This is a genomic window from Microvirga arvi, from assembly GCF_016892765.1.
GTDB classification, from domain to species: Bacteria; Pseudomonadota; Alphaproteobacteria; order Rhizobiales; family Beijerinckiaceae; genus Microvirga; species Microvirga arvi.
The window spans coordinates 89,621-103,138 of the sequence record NZ_JAFEMD010000002.1 but is presented as its reverse complement, the minus strand read 5'-3'; the positions used below and the strand labels follow the sequence as shown (position 1 = coordinate 103,138).

Below are 13,518 nucleotides of genomic sequence, written 5' to 3'. Positions count from 1 at the left end.
ATCTCCTGGAAAATTCGGCCGGACATTATGGTTATGGACCGGACACGGCAAGCCGCATCCGGTCGCAGAGTTCATGGTTTTATCCGCGCCATGGCATAGGCATCGGCGAAGGCGCCGCCCCGAAAGGCGAAATCCCGGTGGGTACCCTCGATCTCGAAGCCGTTGCGCTTGTAGAGGGCGATCGCCGGCTTGTTGTCCACATAGACGGTCAGTTCGATCCGCCTCAGGTTCAGCCAGTCGTCGGCGATCATGATGAGCTCGCGCATCAGCCGCGAGCCGATGCCCCGGCCGTGAAAATCGTCGTGCAGGCCCATGCCGAGATAGGCGACGTGAGCGCGTCGGCCTTGCTGGCGCTCGAAGCCGCCGTTGCCGATGATCCGGCCGGAATGCTCGACCACGAGGCTGATGTTGTTGGCTGGATCGATGCTCTCAAGCCATTTCCGGATCGCTTCGGGTGTCCGATAGGGCAGGCGCAAGGTGCCCCATCGGTAACCCGGGTTGTCACCGAGCGCTGCGATGCCTTCGCAGTCGCATGGCCGCGCCGCGCGGATGACGATCTCGTCGGCCGCCGCGGAATTGGGTGGATCGGATGCTGATTGCAGGTTCATGTCGCTCTCCTCTGGATGAGGCGGAGGCGAACGGAACTGCGAAGAAGCCCTGCTCGTCTCCGCAGGGCTTGCCGGGAATGCTCGACGCTTGTTCTAGACGCGCAAAGCCTCTCCCGTGCGCCCTGCAAGGCGCATCGTGAGATGGGTTACGGTCATGAGAAGCGTGAACATGGAAGGCATGGTACAATAGATAGGATTACAAGCCAAGCTCGCCTTCCACTAGAGCATCGGACCTAAAAGTGGACTTGCACTTTTAGGATCCATCTGATGCTCCCTTTTTGGATGAGCGCATCGTTCGGGCGGAAAACCGGGTCCACTTTTCACTGACGTGGCCCTCTGGGTCCGCAGGACGCGCTAAAGAGGACCGGGTTCATGCGCATGAGACGGATCGACTGGATCCTGCTCCCCGTCCTGGTGGGCGTGCTGGCAGGGGTTGCGGTGGGATCGTTCCTGCTCGCGGGCTTCATCGGCCTGGGTGTTCTCGGTCTCATCATCGGCGTCATGGCCCAGCGCATCGAGCTGGAGAAGGACGGCGCCGTGGGCCACACCATGACGACCTCGCTCTACGCTGAGCAGTTCAAGGCACAGGCGAACATGACTCGCGCCGAGAGGGCGGAGCGAAAGGCGGAGAATGAGTCGCTCCTGAAATATCTGTTCGTCGCCAAGGTCGTCAGCGCGGGCCTGATCATCCTCGGCTTCGGTCTATTCTTCCAGTTTCAGCTCGGCTGAGCCGGCTCCTTCAGCCGACGCCAGGCAAAGGTCGCGAAGACCCCGATAAGCGTCAGCGCGATGCCGTACCAGGTGATCGCGTATTGCAGGTGATTGTTCGGCAGGGTCAGCGGCGTCTGCCCGCCGCGGGGCCAGCCGCCGGGATTGGGGCTCGCATCGGCATCGATCAGGAAGGGCGCGACGCGCTCCAGGTTATGGGCTGCCGCGATTGCTTGAGGATCGCGGGCGAACCATTGATTGCGGGCCGGATCGTCATTGGGAGTGAAGGAGTTGCGGACTTCGGGCGCCCGCACGAGGCCGGTGACCGTGACACCGCCTGCGGGCTGGCTTTCGGAGCGGCGGGCCGGATCGCGCAGGTCGGTCGGCACGAAACCGCGGTTGACCATCACGATGGCGCCGCTCGCCAGTTTCAGCGGCGTGATCAGATAATAGCCCTGGATCGGCGCGCCCTGCCGCTCGCCGCGGGCAAGGCCGTAGACCGGGGCTTCGAACTCATGAAGGAAGGCGCCCGACACCCGCACCTTCCTGAACTCGTCCTGGTCGGCGCGCCAGGTGGGCCAATCCGCTTCCGGCAGGATGGCGCCGGGCTCGGCATAGGCGCGGGTCTCGATCTGTGAGATCAGGTCTTCCTTCCAGGCCTTGCGCTGGAGCTGCCAGGTGCCGAGGCCGATCAGGATGGCAAGGGCGATCAGGGTCGCGAGTCCCGGGAGGACGAGGGAGCGCCCCTTGTGCAGGCCGGAGGCGGTCACTTCTCGAAGCGCCCTTCCTCGGCCTTGTGGTGGTATTGCAGGTTCATCAGAACGCCCTTGAGCGGCCGCACCAGGAGGAGGCTCAGGGCAATGCTCAGAACCGTCCACATGACGAGATGGAGCCAGATCGGCGGCTCGTAGGTGAACTCGGTCCAGAGGGCGAGAGCCACCACCACGATACCGACGAACGACATGACGAAGAAGGCAGGGCCATCGCCCGTGTCGGTAAAGGCGAGATCGAGGCCGCAGACCTCGCATTTCGGCCGAACCTTGAGGAAGCCGTCGAACACATGTCCCTTGCCGCAGCGGGGGCATAGGCCCTTGAGGCCGGTGGTGATGGGCGAGGGCGCGGAAGGATCGTGAGCCACGGCTTTTCTCCAGAATGGGGCGGCGGGGCTGACCGACACATGGTGACGGTCTCCCGAAAAGCGAAGGGCGGCCTTGAAGCCGCCCTTGCCGGATTTTTCGCGATGGGCGCGGTCAGTGACCGCCGCCGGCCACCGGTCCGCCGTAGCCCCACACGTAGATGGCGGCGAAGAGGAAGAGCCACACCACGTCGACGAAGTGCCAGTACCAGGCGGCGAACTCGAAGCCGAGATGCTGCTTGGGCGTGAAGTCGCCGCGATAGGCGCGCAGCAGGCAGATGGCCAGGAAGATCGTGCCGATGATCACGTGCGCGCCGTGGAAGCCCGTCGCCATGAAGAAGGTGGCGCCGTAGATGTTGCCGCTGAACCCGAAGGCCGCATGGCTGTACTCGTAGGCCTGAACGCAGGTGAAGATGAACCCTAGGAGCACCGTGAGCCACAGGCCCATCTTGAGGCCCTGGCGGTCGTTCTCCAGGAGCGCGTGGTGCGCCCAGGTGACCGTGGTGCCCGAGGTGAGCAGGATCAGGGTGTTGAGAAGCGGCAGGTGCCAGGGGTTGAAGGTCTCGATCCCCTTCGGAGGCCACACGCCGCCGAGCGTCTCGACACGCGAGTAGAGCTGCGGGTCGCCGGCATAGAGAGCCGCATCGAAATAGGCCCAGAACCAGGCAGCGAAGAACATCACCTCGGAGGCGATGAACATGATCATGCCGTAGCGGTGATGAAGCTGGACCACGCGGGTGTGAGAGCCGGTATTTGCCTCCTTCACCACGTCGGTCCACCAGGACAGCATGGTATAGAGAACGCCGATGATGCCCGCGCCGAAGATGAAGGGACCGAGATCCATCCCGGCGATGTGGATATCCTTCCACCACGTCACGAACCCTGATGTCAGCAGGAAGGCGCTGACTGCGCCGATCAGCGGCCACGGGCTCGGTTCAAGGATGTGGTAGTCGTGGTTCTTGGCGTGGGCCTCGGCCATTTCGTGTCGTCTCCGTGCCTCGAATGTGAACTCGCTTTAAGACGTTTCCGCTTAAGTTGTCACGTCCCTTATTGAGCGATGGGTTTGGTGGATGATGTCACTTCCGCCACCGGCTTGCCCCCTTTGGAGGGGAAGTAGGTGTAGGAGAGGGTGATGGATGTGAGGTCCTTCACGTCGCGATCCTGCACGAGACGGGGATCGACGTAGAACACGACCGCGGATTCCAGGGTTTCGCCCGGCTGCAGGGTCTGCTCGGTGAAGCAGAAGCATTCGAGCTTCGAAAAATAGGTGCCCGCGAGGTCGGGCTGCACGTTGTAGGTGGCAATGCCCGTGCTCGGCCTGTCGCCCTTGTTGGTGACCTTGTAGAGGACCGTCGTGGTCTCGCCGAGCTTGACCTTGACCTCGGGCGTCTCCGGAGCGAAGCGCCAGTTCAGGCCGGGCGCGACATTGGAGTCGAAGCGGACGGAGATGGTCCTGTCCATCACCTGCGAACCGTTGCTGTCGACAGCGACCGGCATGCCGCCAAACCCGGTGACCTTGCAGAAAAGGTCGTAGAGGGGCACGGAGGCGTAAGCCAAGCCGACCATACCCACGACGATGCCGACGCAGGCGAAAGCCGTGCGGTGCATCTTGCGTTGGATGTGCGGGTTCTCAGCCATGTCAAAACCTCACATGGGGCGCTGCAGGACGCCCGGTCCGAGCTTTGCGATCGTGACCACATAGAACAGCAGCACGAGGGCGCCGAGGGTGAGCGCCAGGGCCAGCGAACGCTTGCGGCGGCGCTTCTGTTCCTCGGGCGTCAGGCTCTGGGGCGGTTTGCGGTCCAGCATCAGATCACCTGAATACCGGCCGGAAGAAGCCGAAGCCGTGCTCCACAAGCAGGGTCGCGAAGAGCAGGAAGAGATAGAGAATCGAGAAGCCGAACAATTGCTGAGCCACCCGCATGGCAGGCTCGCCCTGTCGCAAGCGGTAGACCTGAACGGCGAGCGCCAGCATGCCGAAGCCGCCGATCAGCGCCATGATGGCGTAGGCCAGGCCGCCGAAGCCGAGGGCCACCGGGGCCAGCCCCAAGGGAGCCAGGAGAATCGTGTAGGCGAGGATCTGGAAGCGGGTGGAGTCGGGGCCGGCCACGTTCGGCATCATGGGGATGCCGGCGCGCTCGTAATCGCTCGACTTCACGAGGGCCAGAGCCCAGAAATGGGGCGGCGTCCACATGAAGATGATAGCGAAGAGAACGACGCTGTCCCAGGCCACATGCCCGGTCACGGCCGCCTGCGCCACGATCGGGGGGAGGGCGCCTGCCGCACCGCCGATGACGATGTTCTGCGGCGTCGAGCGCTTCAGCCACATGGAATAGATGACCACGTAGAAGAAGATCGTGAAGGCGAGCAGGCCGGCGGCGAGCCAGTTGCTGGCGAGTCCCAGGATGATGACGGAGCCGAAGGCGAGCGTCACGCCGAAAGCTAGGGCCTCGCCGGGCTGGATCTTGCCGGCCGGGATCGGGCGCTTGCGGGTGCGGGTCATGACCGCGTCGATATCCGCGTCCCACCACATGTTCAGGGCGCCGGAGGCGCCTCCGCCGACGGCGATCATCAGGAGCGAGACAAAGGCCACGACCGGGTGAACGTCCGGATGGCTCACGACCATGCCGACGAGCGCTGTGAAGACCACGAGAAACATCACGCGGGGCTTCAGCAGCGCGAAGAAGTCGGACACGTCTCCCTGCGACAGTCCCGCCGTGGCAAGGCTCTCGACCTGGGGTTCGACCAAACTGTTCGACATGGGGCTCATCACAAACTTCCGAAATGCCGGGACGAGGCCAGAAGGCCTCAGGAGTGTCGGCTCCTCGCCGGAAGGCTTGGGCATCCCAAGCCTTCCGGGGAGGAGCGGGCGGCGAAAGCCGCCCGGCTCGCTAATTTTTAGTGGCCCGTGTCGATGACGCGGGGCAGGGTCTCGAACTGGTGGTACGGAGGCGGAGAGGACAGGGTCCACTCTAGGGTCGTTGCACCTTCACCCCACGGATTGTCGGCAGCCCGTTCCTTGCGGATGAAGGCATAGACCACGCCGAACATGAAGATGAAGAGACCGGCGAAGAAGATGTAGGCGCCGATCGACGACACCATGTTCCAGCCTGCGAAGGCATCCGGATAATCGGCGTAGCGGCGCGGCATGCCGGAGAGGCCGAGGAAGTGCATCGGGAAGAACAGGATGTTGGAGCCGATGAAGGCGACCCAGAAGTGCAGCTTGCCGATCCACTCGGGCATCACGTAGCCGGTGATCTTCGGGAACCAGTAGTACATGCCGGCGAAGATCACGAACACCGCGCCGAGCGACAGCACGTAGTGGAAGTGGGCTACCACGTAGTAGGTGTCGTGCATGTAGCGGTCGACGGGAGCGTTCGCCAGCACGACGCCGGTCACGCCGCCGACCGTGAACAGGAACACGAAGCCCACCGCCCATTGCATGGCCGCCGTGAAGCGGATGGAGCCGCCCCACATGGTGGCGATCCAGGAGAAGATCTTCACGCCGGTCGGAACCGCGATCACCATGGTGGCGAACACGAAGTAGGCCTGGGTCTGGAGCGAGAGGCCGACAGTGTACATGTGGTGCGCCCACACGACGAAGCCGACCACGCCGATCGCCACCATGGCGTAGGCCATGCCGAGATAGCCGAAGATGGGCTTCTTGGAGAAGGTGGAGATGATGTGGCTGACGATGCCGAAGGCCGGCAGGATCATGATGTACACTTCGGGATGGCCGAAGAACCAGAACAGGTGCTGGTAGAGCACCGGATCGCCACCGCCCGACGGATCGAAGAAGGTCGTGCCGAAGTTGCGGTCGGTGAGCAGCATCGTGATCGCGCCTGCGAGTACCGGCAGCGACAGGAGCAGCAGGAATGCGGTCACCAGCATCGACCAGGCAAACAGCGGCATCTTGTGCAGCGTCATGCCCGGAGCGCGCATGTTGAGGATCGTGGTGATGAAGTTGATCGCGCCCAGGATCGAGGCCGCACCGGCCAGGTGCAGGGCGAAGATGCCGAAGTCGAGCGCAGGGCCGGGATGGCCCACGGTCGAGAGCGGCGGATAGACGGTCCAGCCGCCGCCGAAGCCGAGCGAGCCCGGAGCGCCCTCGACGAAGAGCGAGCAGAGCATCAGGGCGAAGGCCGCGACGGTGAGCCAATACGAGATGTTGTTCATCCGCGGGAAGGCCATGTCGGGCGCGCCGATCATGAGCGGGATGAACCAGTTGCCGAAGCCGCCGATGAGGGTGGGCATCACCATGAAGAACACCATGATGAGGCCGTGGCCGGTCACGAAGACGTTGAAGGCTTGCGGATTCGAGAAGAACTGCAGGCCGGGCTCCTGGAGCTCGAGACGCATCCCGATGGAGAGCAGGCCACCGACGATGCCCGCCGTGAAGCCGAAAATCATGTAGAGCGTGCCGATGTCCTTGTGGTTCGTGGAATAGAACCACCGACGCCAGAAGCTCGGAAGGTGATCGTGGTGATCCGCGTGAGCGGCATCAGCTGCATGTGCCATGATGAGACCTCTATGGTCCTTCTTTCAGATTACTGAGCGGTCGCGAACTTGGTCGGAGCCGGGCTGTCCGTTGAAGCATAACGCTGCTTCGCCTCGGTCAGCCAAGCGGCATATTGCTGCTCGCTGACGACGCGGATTTCGATCGGCATGTAGGGATGGCCGTTGCCGCAGAGCTCCGAGCACTGGCCGAAATACACGCCCTCTTTCTCGGCCTTGAACCAGGTCTCGTTCAGGCGGCCGGGGGTGGCGTCGATCTTGATGTAGAAGGACGGCATAGCGAAGGCATGCAGCACGTCGGCGGAGGTGACCTGAACGCGAACCACCTTGCCCACCGGTACCACCATCGCGTTGTCGGCGCCGAGCAGGCGAGGCTGATCCGGCTTGCGGGCGCTGTCCTCGGTGATCATGTTCGAGTCGAACTTGAAGCCGCCGCCCTGATCGGCCGGGTATTCGTAGCCCCAGTACCAGGAATAGCCGGTCACCTTCACCACCAGGTCAGCCTGCGGCGGCACGAGCTGCTCGCGCAGGAGGCGGAAGGACGGGATGGCGATCGCCACGAGGATCAGGACCGGGACGATGGTCCAGGCCACTTCGAGCAGGGTGTTGTGAGTGGTCTTCGAGGGGGTCGGGTTCTTGGTCTCGTTGAACCGGGCGATGATCACCAGGATCAAAGCCAGCACGAAGAGGCAGATCGCCGTGATCAGCCAGACCAGGTAGGTGTGGAAGCTGGACACGCTCTGTCCCAGCTCGGTCACCATTTCCTGCATGCCGGTTTCCCAGGGGGAGGGCTGCCCGGCGGCGGCCGACGCCACATTGATGCCCAACACAAGTGCGACCGCTGCCGTGGAGAGGGCGGTCACCGATCGACGTGCATTCTCGATCCGCATCGGTGTTCCAAAGCTCCTAAAGATGTGATGGCCCAGGGCCATGAAAGCATCGGGGAAGGCGCGGGCGTGCGAATAGCGGCGCCCAGCTTGCGCCATCACCTTTGATCTGCGTCAAAGACCACAGGATTGCCCCAAGCGCAACGGTGCAGTCGTCGCAATTTATGCGTCATAACCGCCAAAAACCGTTTCAGGTCCCCAAATCGCCGCTCTCGCTTGACATTGCGCCCCCTGCCATGGTCCCAACGGGCCAAAGATGGATCGCAGCGGCGGTACGCCGCGACCCTTCATGAGGGTTAACGAATGGAGACACCGATGGGCGCATCGCAGTGGGTTCGCCATGGCGCGGCCGCATTCCTGGGGCTGTCGGCCCTGTTCGGGGCCATCGGCGCCGATGCTCAGGGAATGGTCAGAAACACCTTCGGCGACTGGCAGATGCGCTGTGAGACGCCGGCGGGGGCAACGGCCGAGCAATGCGCCCTGGTGCAGAACGTCGTTGCAGAGGACCGCCCCAACGTCACCCTCGTGATTATCATGTTGAAAACCGCCGACGGCAAAAGCCGCCTCCTTCGCGTCGTGGCGCCCCTGGGTATTCTGCTGCCCTCGGGTCTCGGTCTCAAGATCGACCAGACGGATATCGGCCGGGCGGGATTCGTCCGCTGCCTGGCTTCCGGCTGCGTCGCGGAGGTCGTGATGGAGGACAGTCTGATCAGCCAGATGAAGACAGGCCAGCAGGCCACCTTCATCGTGTTCCAGACGCCGGAGGAAGGCATCGGAATTCCCGTATCCCTGAATGGGTTCGCGACCGGGTTCGATGCTCTTCCATAAACGATGAAGAAGGTGGGGGACATGATGACCAAGGGATTGAACGGCAGAGCCGCGCGGGCGCTCGCGGTGCTCGGCGTGACGGCGCTGGCCGGCTGCGGCGCGCCGGGCGAGGGCGGCTTCGGCGTGGGCGACATGCTGCTCACGGCGGGAACCACGCAGCCCCCGGCCCAATCCACTGCCATCGAGGACGTCTACTGCCCGACCGTCGACGTCACCGATGGCGGCGCGGCGCTTCAGGTTCGCGGCGGCGGCGAGGCCGGCTCCGTCCGCAGTCAGATTACGCTAGGTGAGGTCGCCCGCGAATGCATCGGCCAGCCGGACGGCTCGACCCTGGTCAAGATCGGGGTCGAAGCCCGGGCGCTCCTGGGCGTCGGCGGATCGTCCGGCCGCTATGACATCCCGGTCCAGATCGTGGTGAAGGACGGCTCGACCGTGTTCGCCAACCGCTCCCGCCGCGTGGCGGCCGCGATCCCGGCGGGTCAGACCCAGACGAACGTGTCCATCATCGAGGACGGCATCGTGGTTCCGGCGGCCTATGCCAACAGCTTCGAGATCGAAGTCGGGCTGGGCAGCCGCGCGCCCGCGGGGCGTCGCGGCTAAAATTCAATAGAGAGCGGCAGCGCCCGCTCTCTGGTTGAGGGGGGCGGCCAGGACCTTGTCGATCCGGCGCTCGTCGAGATCGATGACCTCGAAGCGCCAGCCGAAGGTCTCCACATGCTCGCCCGTGGTCGGCAGATGCTGCAGCTCGCTGATCACGAGGCCGCCGACCGTATGATAGCTGCGGCTCTCCGGCAGGGTGACGCCCAGGATCTCGGCCATCTCGTCCACGGGCATGGAGCCCGCGAGCAGCCAGGAGCCGTCCTCGCGCCGGACGGCGTCGGGTTCCGGCGCCTCGCCGTCGGAGCGGAAGGCGCCGACGATGGCCTCCAGGGCATCGGCCGGGGTCACGACTCCTTCGAAATGGCCGTACTCGTCGTGAACGAGGGCCATCGGCACCTCCGAGTCGCGCAGGATCGCCAGCGCGTCCAGGGCATAGAGCGTGTCCGGAATGACCGGCGCGGGCTGCATGTGCTTGCGGATGTCGAGGGGCTGGCCGGACAGCATGGCCGCCAGGATCTCGCGCGACTGAACGACGCCGATCACGTTGTCGGGTGTTTTCTCGCTGACCGGCAGGCGCGAATGCGGCGTCGCGATCAGCAGCTGGCGGATCGCCTCCTCGTCATCGTCGAGGTCGATCCAGTCCACGTCCGTGCGCGGCGTCATGAGACCGCGAACCGTCCGGTCCCCGAGGCGCAGCACGCCCGAGATCATGCGGCGCTCCTCCTCCTCGATCACGCCGGCGCTCTCGGCCTCGCCGACGAGCATCTTGATCTCCTCTTCGGTGACGGTCGCGCTGTCGTCGGATTTGGTCCCGAGCAGGCTGAAGATCAGGGTGGTGGAGGCGTTCAGAAGCCAGACCGCGGGGGCCGCGACCTTCGAGACGATCAGCATCATCGGCGCCATGGCGCAGGCGATGCCTTCGGGATGGCGCAGGGCGAGCTGCTTGGGCACGAGCTCGCCGATGACGATGGACAGGTAGGTGATGAGGCCGATGACGATGCCGTAGCCGAGAGGCTCGGCCGCGCCCGCGGGCATGCCCTGGGCCAGGAAGATGTCCCTCAGCTTGCCGCCCAGCGCCGCGCCCGAGAAGGCGCCGGCCAGGATACCGACCAGGGTGATGCCGATCTGGACCGTGGACAGGAAGCGGCCCGAATCCTCCATGAGGGTCAGGGCCGTGTTGGCCCCCGAGCGGCCCTGCTCGGCCATGGCCTTGAGACGGGGCCGCCGGGCGGAGACGATGGCAAGTTCGGAGAGGGCAAAGATGCCGTTGAGGGCGACGAGAGCGAGAGCGATGATCAGTTCGAGCAACGATGCATGGAGCTGCTGACCGGATCAGGCCGCGCTTCTCCCCTTCTGTGACAGATGCGCCTAAAATGGAGCGTGGCGGGGCCGCCGTCAATTAAAGGGTGAGATTGTGCGTGGGAGTTCTTCAACCTCCACGCACAATAAATCCTCAGAGCTTTTTTACGAACGGGAGCAGTTTGAACAAGTCGTTATCAACTACTGGTCCTCTTACGCGACCCGATTTCACATCGGCGTCGAGGACCAAATATCGGTCCTTAGTAGCGTTAAACAGGCTTTTTGTATAGATCCTGCTACAAAACGCATCGATGTCCTCTGTTGTTTCTACTACAACGTATGAGGTGTTTTCTGCCCACCAAGGCGTGGTTTTCTTTATTTGCTCCATAAAGCTATCATACCGCTTGCGGTATTCGTCATCATACTTGAGTTCAAAGCTTACCGTATAGACAGCCATACTTACCCTCATTGAAGTAGCAGTACGTTATATCTATACTACTATAAGGTGTGGAATTGCAATATGATCGCGCACAGGTGGTGGAAGGTCCATGAATTGTGCGAGTTGCGTAAACAAGCAGCTGTGCTCCATGGACCTGCTTTGTTGACAGGATCGCAATTCCTCTTCAGAGCTAAATCCCAGCCGATGATCCCCGCGGAAGAGACCGGACCTCAGCGTCCGGCGCCGAAGGCGCAACCGCCCCGGAAACGCTCAGGCCAAAGGACCGCGCGGGAGCTGGCACTCTGGAAAGCGGCGACGTTTTTGCAAACGTCGTCCACCGACGGGCGTAACCTGGGGCTTCGGCGCCAAGGGAAATCTCTCAGGTCTCGGGACAGAGGGGGCGCAGAGCAACGGGCCGCAAGGCTCGATGGAACGCGCACCTTTGAGGGACACCGATGGCCGAGCCAGCGCATAGCGACGAGCCGCTCCTGAAAACCCCGCTTCATGCCGAGCATGTGGCCGTCGGTGCCCGCATGGTGCCCTTCGCCGGCTACGACATGCCGGTGCAGTATCCCACGGGCATCCTGACCGAGCACAACTGGACCCGCGAGCATGCGGGCCTGTTCGACGTCTCCCACATGGGCCAGGCCTTCCTCGTCGCCGAGGACAAGAGCCACGAGACCGTGGCGAGAGCCCTCGAGGCCCTGATCCCCGCCGACGTGCTGAACCTGAAGCCGAACCAGCAGCGCTATTCGCAGCTTCTGGCGGATGACGGCGGCATCCTCGACGACCTCATGGTCACGCGCGTCGGAGCCCCCGGCCATGAAGGCTGGCTTTATCTGGTGGTGAACGCCTCCATGAAAGATGCCGACTACGCCCATATCGAGGCTCGCCTGCCCAAGGGCGTTTCCCTCAACCGCAAGGACGGCCTGGCGCTCATGGCCCTGCAGGGGCCTTCGGCTGCCGCGGTTCTCGCCAAGCTCGCGCCAGAGACGGCCGATCTGCCGTTCATGATGTCCGCGGACGTGCAGATCGACGGCATCTGGAGCCATGTGTCGCGCTCCGGCTATACCGGCGAGGACGGCTTCGAGATCTCCTGCCACGCCGGGGATGCGGCCAAGCTCTGGACCACGCTGCTCGCCGATCCGGAGGTGAAGCCCATCGGCCTCGGCGCGCGCGATTCGCTGCGGCTCGAGGCGGGCCTGTGCCTCTATGGCCACGACATCGATACCACGACGTCACCCATCGAGGCGGGCCTGATCTGGTCGATCCAGAAGCGCCGCCGCGAAGAGGGGGGCTTTCCGGGCGCCGAGCGCGTTCAGCGCGAGATCAAGGACGGTGCTGCGCGCGTTCGCGTCGGCATCAAGCCGGAGGGCCGCGCTCCCGCCCGCGAGGGCAGCGTCATCACCACACCCGACGGACGCGAGATCGGTATCGTGACCTCCGGCGGCTTCGGCCCCACCGTCAACGGCCCGGTCGCCATGGGCTACGTTTCGAAGGACGCGTCCGCTGTCGGAACCGACCTTCATCTCATCGTTCGCGGCAAGCCGCTGCCGGCCAAGGTCGCGGCCATGCCGTTCGCTCCCCATCGCTACAAGCGCTGACATCACTATCAAGAGGGAATTCATCATGACCACGCGCTACACCAAGGATCACGAATACATCCGCGTCGAGGGCGATGCCGGCATCGTCGGCATTTCCGACTACGCCCAAGGCCAGCTCGGCGATGTCGTGTTCGTGGAGCTGCCCAGCGTCGGCAAGACCCTGTCGAAGGGTGACGAGGCGGCTGTCGTCGAGAGCGTGAAGGCGGCAAGCGAAGTCTATGCGCCGGTCTCCGGCGAGGTGGTCGAGGTCAACAGCGAGCTCGAGTCTTCCCCGGGCACGGTGAACGAGGATGCCGCTGGTCGCGGATGGTTCATGAAGATCCGCCTCACGGACCAGAGCGAGCTCGACGGCCTCATGACCGAAGAGCAATACCAGGAATTCGTGAAGTCGATCTCGTAAGCGAGAGAACACGGCATGGCGCACGAATACAGAGCGACGATCCGCTGGACGCGGGGAGAGGGCGAAAGCTTCTCCGACAACCGTTACAGCCGCGGCCATATCTGGGCTTTCGACGGCGGCGTCGAAGTGCCGGGCTCCGCGTCACCTTCCGTCGTGCCATTGCCTCAATCGCGGGAGGACGCGGTCGATCCGGAAGAGGCGTTCGTGGCGGCTTTGTCGAGCTGCCATATGCTCACCTTCCTGTCGATCGCCGCCAAGAAGCGTTTCGTCGTCGATGCTTACGAGGACAAGGCGCTTGGGATCATGACGAAAAACGGGAACGGCAAGCTCTTCGTCTCCAAGGTCACCCTGGATCCTGCCATCGAATTCTCAGGCGACAAGCTCCCGACGCCTGAGCAGATCGCCGACATGCATCACCTCGCCCACAAGGAATGCTTCATCGCCAACTCTGTCCTGACGGAGATCGTGGTGGCAGGCATCCCCTCGCACTAACTG

Annotated in this window: 17 protein-coding genes and 1 riboswitch; of the genes, 6 read left to right on the top strand and 11 right to left on the bottom strand. The window is 63.6% G+C overall.

From position 1 onward, the window contains the following. Positions 1–71: 71 nt before the first annotated feature. A complete protein-coding gene (locus ILT44_RS01825; protein ID WP_204237845.1) occupies positions 72–608 on the bottom strand; it encodes a GNAT family N-acetyltransferase in 537 nt (178 codons plus the stop codon). A 372-nt stretch (positions 609–980) separates the two neighbouring features. Between ILT44_RS01825 and ILT44_RS01820 the strand changes: the two genes are divergently transcribed. Beyond that, complete coding sequence (locus tag ILT44_RS01820; protein WP_204237844.1) at positions 981–1,337, top strand: hypothetical protein; 357 nt, start codon at positions 981–983, stop codon at positions 1,335–1,337. On the opposite strand, the gene ILT44_RS01815 is transcribed toward ILT44_RS01820, so the two are convergent. The 8 genes from ILT44_RS01815 to coxB all read right to left on the bottom strand — a co-directional run bounded on the left by ILT44_RS01815 (position 1,325) and on the right by coxB (position 7,856). Then, complete coding sequence (locus ILT44_RS01815) at positions 1,325–2,086, bottom strand: SURF1 family protein (RefSeq protein ID WP_204237843.1); 762 nt, start codon at positions 2,084–2,086, stop codon at positions 1,325–1,327. The genes ILT44_RS01820 and ILT44_RS01815 overlap by 13 nt on opposite strands. Further along, positions 2,083–2,454, bottom strand: a complete 372-nt coding sequence (locus tag ILT44_RS01810) for a DUF983 domain-containing protein (protein WP_204237842.1) — start codon at positions 2,452–2,454, stop codon at positions 2,083–2,085. The genes ILT44_RS01815 and ILT44_RS01810 overlap by 4 nt, the downstream gene beginning before the upstream one ends. A 112-nt stretch (positions 2,455–2,566) precedes the next feature. After that, positions 2,567–3,430 (bottom strand): cytochrome c oxidase subunit 3, encoded by an 864-nt coding sequence (locus ILT44_RS01805; protein WP_204237841.1) that lies wholly within the window; start codon positions 3,428–3,430, stop codon positions 2,567–2,569. 68 nt (positions 3,431–3,498) lie between these two features. After that, positions 3,499–4,089 carry a cytochrome c oxidase assembly protein gene (locus ILT44_RS01800; RefSeq protein WP_204237840.1) on the bottom strand — a complete coding sequence of 197 codons (591 nt, stop codon included), beginning with the start codon at positions 4,087–4,089 and terminating at the stop codon, positions 3,499–3,501. Positions 4,090–4,098: 9 nt separating this feature from the next. Next, positions 4,099–4,260, bottom strand: coding sequence for a cytochrome c oxidase system small membrane protein (locus tag ILT44_RS01795; protein ID WP_204237839.1), 162 nt, complete (start codon positions 4,258–4,260; stop codon positions 4,099–4,101). A 4-nt stretch (positions 4,261–4,264) separates the two neighbouring features. Further along, positions 4,265–5,221 carry a heme o synthase gene (locus ILT44_RS01790; RefSeq protein WP_239467851.1) on the bottom strand — a complete coding sequence of 319 codons (957 nt, stop codon included), beginning with the start codon at positions 5,219–5,221 and terminating at the stop codon, positions 4,265–4,267. Positions 5,222–5,349: 128 nt separating this feature from the next. Next, complete coding sequence (gene ctaD, locus ILT44_RS01785) at positions 5,350–6,969, bottom strand: cytochrome c oxidase subunit I (RefSeq protein ID WP_204237837.1); 1,620 nt, start codon at positions 6,967–6,969, stop codon at positions 5,350–5,352. Between the two features lie 29 nt (positions 6,970–6,998). Beyond that, on the bottom strand, positions 6,999–7,856 hold the full coding sequence (gene coxB, locus ILT44_RS01780; protein WP_239467850.1) for a cytochrome c oxidase subunit II: 858 nt from the start codon (positions 7,854–7,856) through the stop codon (positions 6,999–7,001). 312 nt (positions 7,857–8,168) lie between these two features. Here coxB and ILT44_RS01775 point away from each other — a divergent pair, with 312 nt between their 5' ends. Together ILT44_RS01775 and ILT44_RS01770 are read left to right on the top strand one after the other, a co-directional pair. Further along, complete coding sequence (locus ILT44_RS01775; protein WP_204237835.1) at positions 8,169–8,681, top strand: invasion associated locus B family protein; 513 nt, start codon at positions 8,169–8,171, stop codon at positions 8,679–8,681. A 21-nt stretch (positions 8,682–8,702) separates the two neighbouring features. Then, the gene (locus ILT44_RS01770) at positions 8,703–9,281 is read left to right on the top strand and encodes a hypothetical protein (RefSeq protein WP_204237834.1); all 579 of its coding nucleotides are present in this window, start codon (positions 8,703–8,705) and stop codon (positions 9,279–9,281) included. A 3-nt stretch (positions 9,282–9,284) separates the two neighbouring features. Here the strand turns inward: ILT44_RS01770 and ILT44_RS01765 are convergent, their stop codons facing one another. Together ILT44_RS01765 and ILT44_RS01760 are read right to left on the bottom strand one after the other, a co-directional pair. Next, entirely contained in the window at positions 9,285–10,589 is a 1,305-nt protein-coding gene (locus ILT44_RS01765) for a hemolysin family protein (protein WP_204237833.1), read from the bottom strand. A gap of 145 nt (positions 10,590–10,734) precedes the next feature. Further along, entirely contained in the window at positions 10,735–11,037 is a 303-nt protein-coding gene (locus ILT44_RS01760; protein WP_204237832.1) for a hypothetical protein, read from the bottom strand. A gap of 186 nt (positions 11,038–11,223) precedes the next feature. Further along, positions 11,224–11,315: riboswitch (glycine riboswitch) on the top strand. A 159-nt stretch (positions 11,316–11,474) separates the two neighbouring features. Between ILT44_RS01760 and gcvT the strand changes: the two genes are divergently transcribed. From gcvT to ILT44_RS01745, 3 genes are read left to right on the top strand one after another with little or no spacing between them, the layout of a single operon-like run. Next, positions 11,475–12,623 (top strand): glycine cleavage system aminomethyltransferase GcvT, encoded by a 1,149-nt coding sequence (gcvT, locus tag ILT44_RS01755; protein WP_204237831.1) that lies wholly within the window; start codon positions 11,475–11,477, stop codon positions 12,621–12,623. Between the two features lie 25 nt (positions 12,624–12,648). Continuing rightward, a complete protein-coding gene (gene gcvH / locus ILT44_RS01750; RefSeq protein WP_204237830.1) occupies positions 12,649–13,023 on the top strand; it encodes a glycine cleavage system protein GcvH in 375 nt (124 codons plus the stop codon). A 15-nt stretch (positions 13,024–13,038) separates the two neighbouring features. Next, on the top strand, positions 13,039–13,515 hold the full coding sequence (locus ILT44_RS01745; RefSeq protein ID WP_204237829.1) for an OsmC family protein: 477 nt from the start codon (positions 13,039–13,041) through the stop codon (positions 13,513–13,515). Positions 13,516–13,518 lie beyond the last annotated feature (3 nt).

What these genes read in the sequence shown, in the direction of transcription:
- ILT44_RS01825 (WP_204237845.1), bottom strand. Translation starts at nt 608, where the DNA reads ATGAACCTGCAATCAGCATCCGATCCACCCAATTCCGCGGCGGCCGAC.
- ILT44_RS01820 (WP_204237844.1), top strand. Translation starts at nt 981, where the DNA reads ATGCGCATGAGACGGATCGACTGGATCCTGCTCCCCGTCCTGGTGGGC.
- ILT44_RS01805 (WP_204237841.1), bottom strand. Translation starts at nt 3,430, where the DNA reads ATGGCCGAGGCCCACGCCAAGAACCACGACTACCACATCCTTGAACCG.
- ILT44_RS01800 (WP_204237840.1), bottom strand. Translation starts at nt 4,089, where the DNA reads ATGGCTGAGAACCCGCACATCCAACGCAAGATGCACCGCACGGCTTTC.
- ILT44_RS01795 (WP_204237839.1), bottom strand. Translation starts at nt 4,260, where the DNA reads ATGCTGGACCGCAAACCGCCCCAGAGCCTGACGCCCGAGGAACAGAAG.
- ILT44_RS01790 (WP_239467851.1), bottom strand. Translation starts at nt 5,221, where the DNA reads ATGAGCCCCATGTCGAACAGTTTGGTCGAACCCCAGGTCGAGAGCCTT.
- ctaD (WP_204237837.1), bottom strand. Translation starts at nt 6,969, where the DNA reads ATGGCACATGCAGCTGATGCCGCTCACGCGGATCACCACGATCACCTT.
- coxB (WP_239467850.1), bottom strand. Translation starts at nt 7,856, where the DNA reads ATGCGGATCGAGAATGCACGTCGATCGGTGACCGCCCTCTCCACGGCA.
- ILT44_RS01775 (WP_204237835.1), top strand. Translation starts at nt 8,169, where the DNA reads ATGGGCGCATCGCAGTGGGTTCGCCATGGCGCGGCCGCATTCCTGGGG.
- ILT44_RS01770 (WP_204237834.1), top strand. Translation starts at nt 8,703, where the DNA reads ATGATGACCAAGGGATTGAACGGCAGAGCCGCGCGGGCGCTCGCGGTG.
- ILT44_RS01760 (WP_204237832.1), bottom strand. Translation starts at nt 11,037, where the DNA reads ATGGCTGTCTATACGGTAAGCTTTGAACTCAAGTATGATGACGAATAC.
- gcvT (WP_204237831.1), top strand. Translation starts at nt 11,475, where the DNA reads ATGGCCGAGCCAGCGCATAGCGACGAGCCGCTCCTGAAAACCCCGCTT.
- gcvH (WP_204237830.1), top strand. Translation starts at nt 12,649, where the DNA reads ATGACCACGCGCTACACCAAGGATCACGAATACATCCGCGTCGAGGGC.
- ILT44_RS01745 (WP_204237829.1), top strand. Translation starts at nt 13,039, where the DNA reads ATGGCGCACGAATACAGAGCGACGATCCGCTGGACGCGGGGAGAGGGC.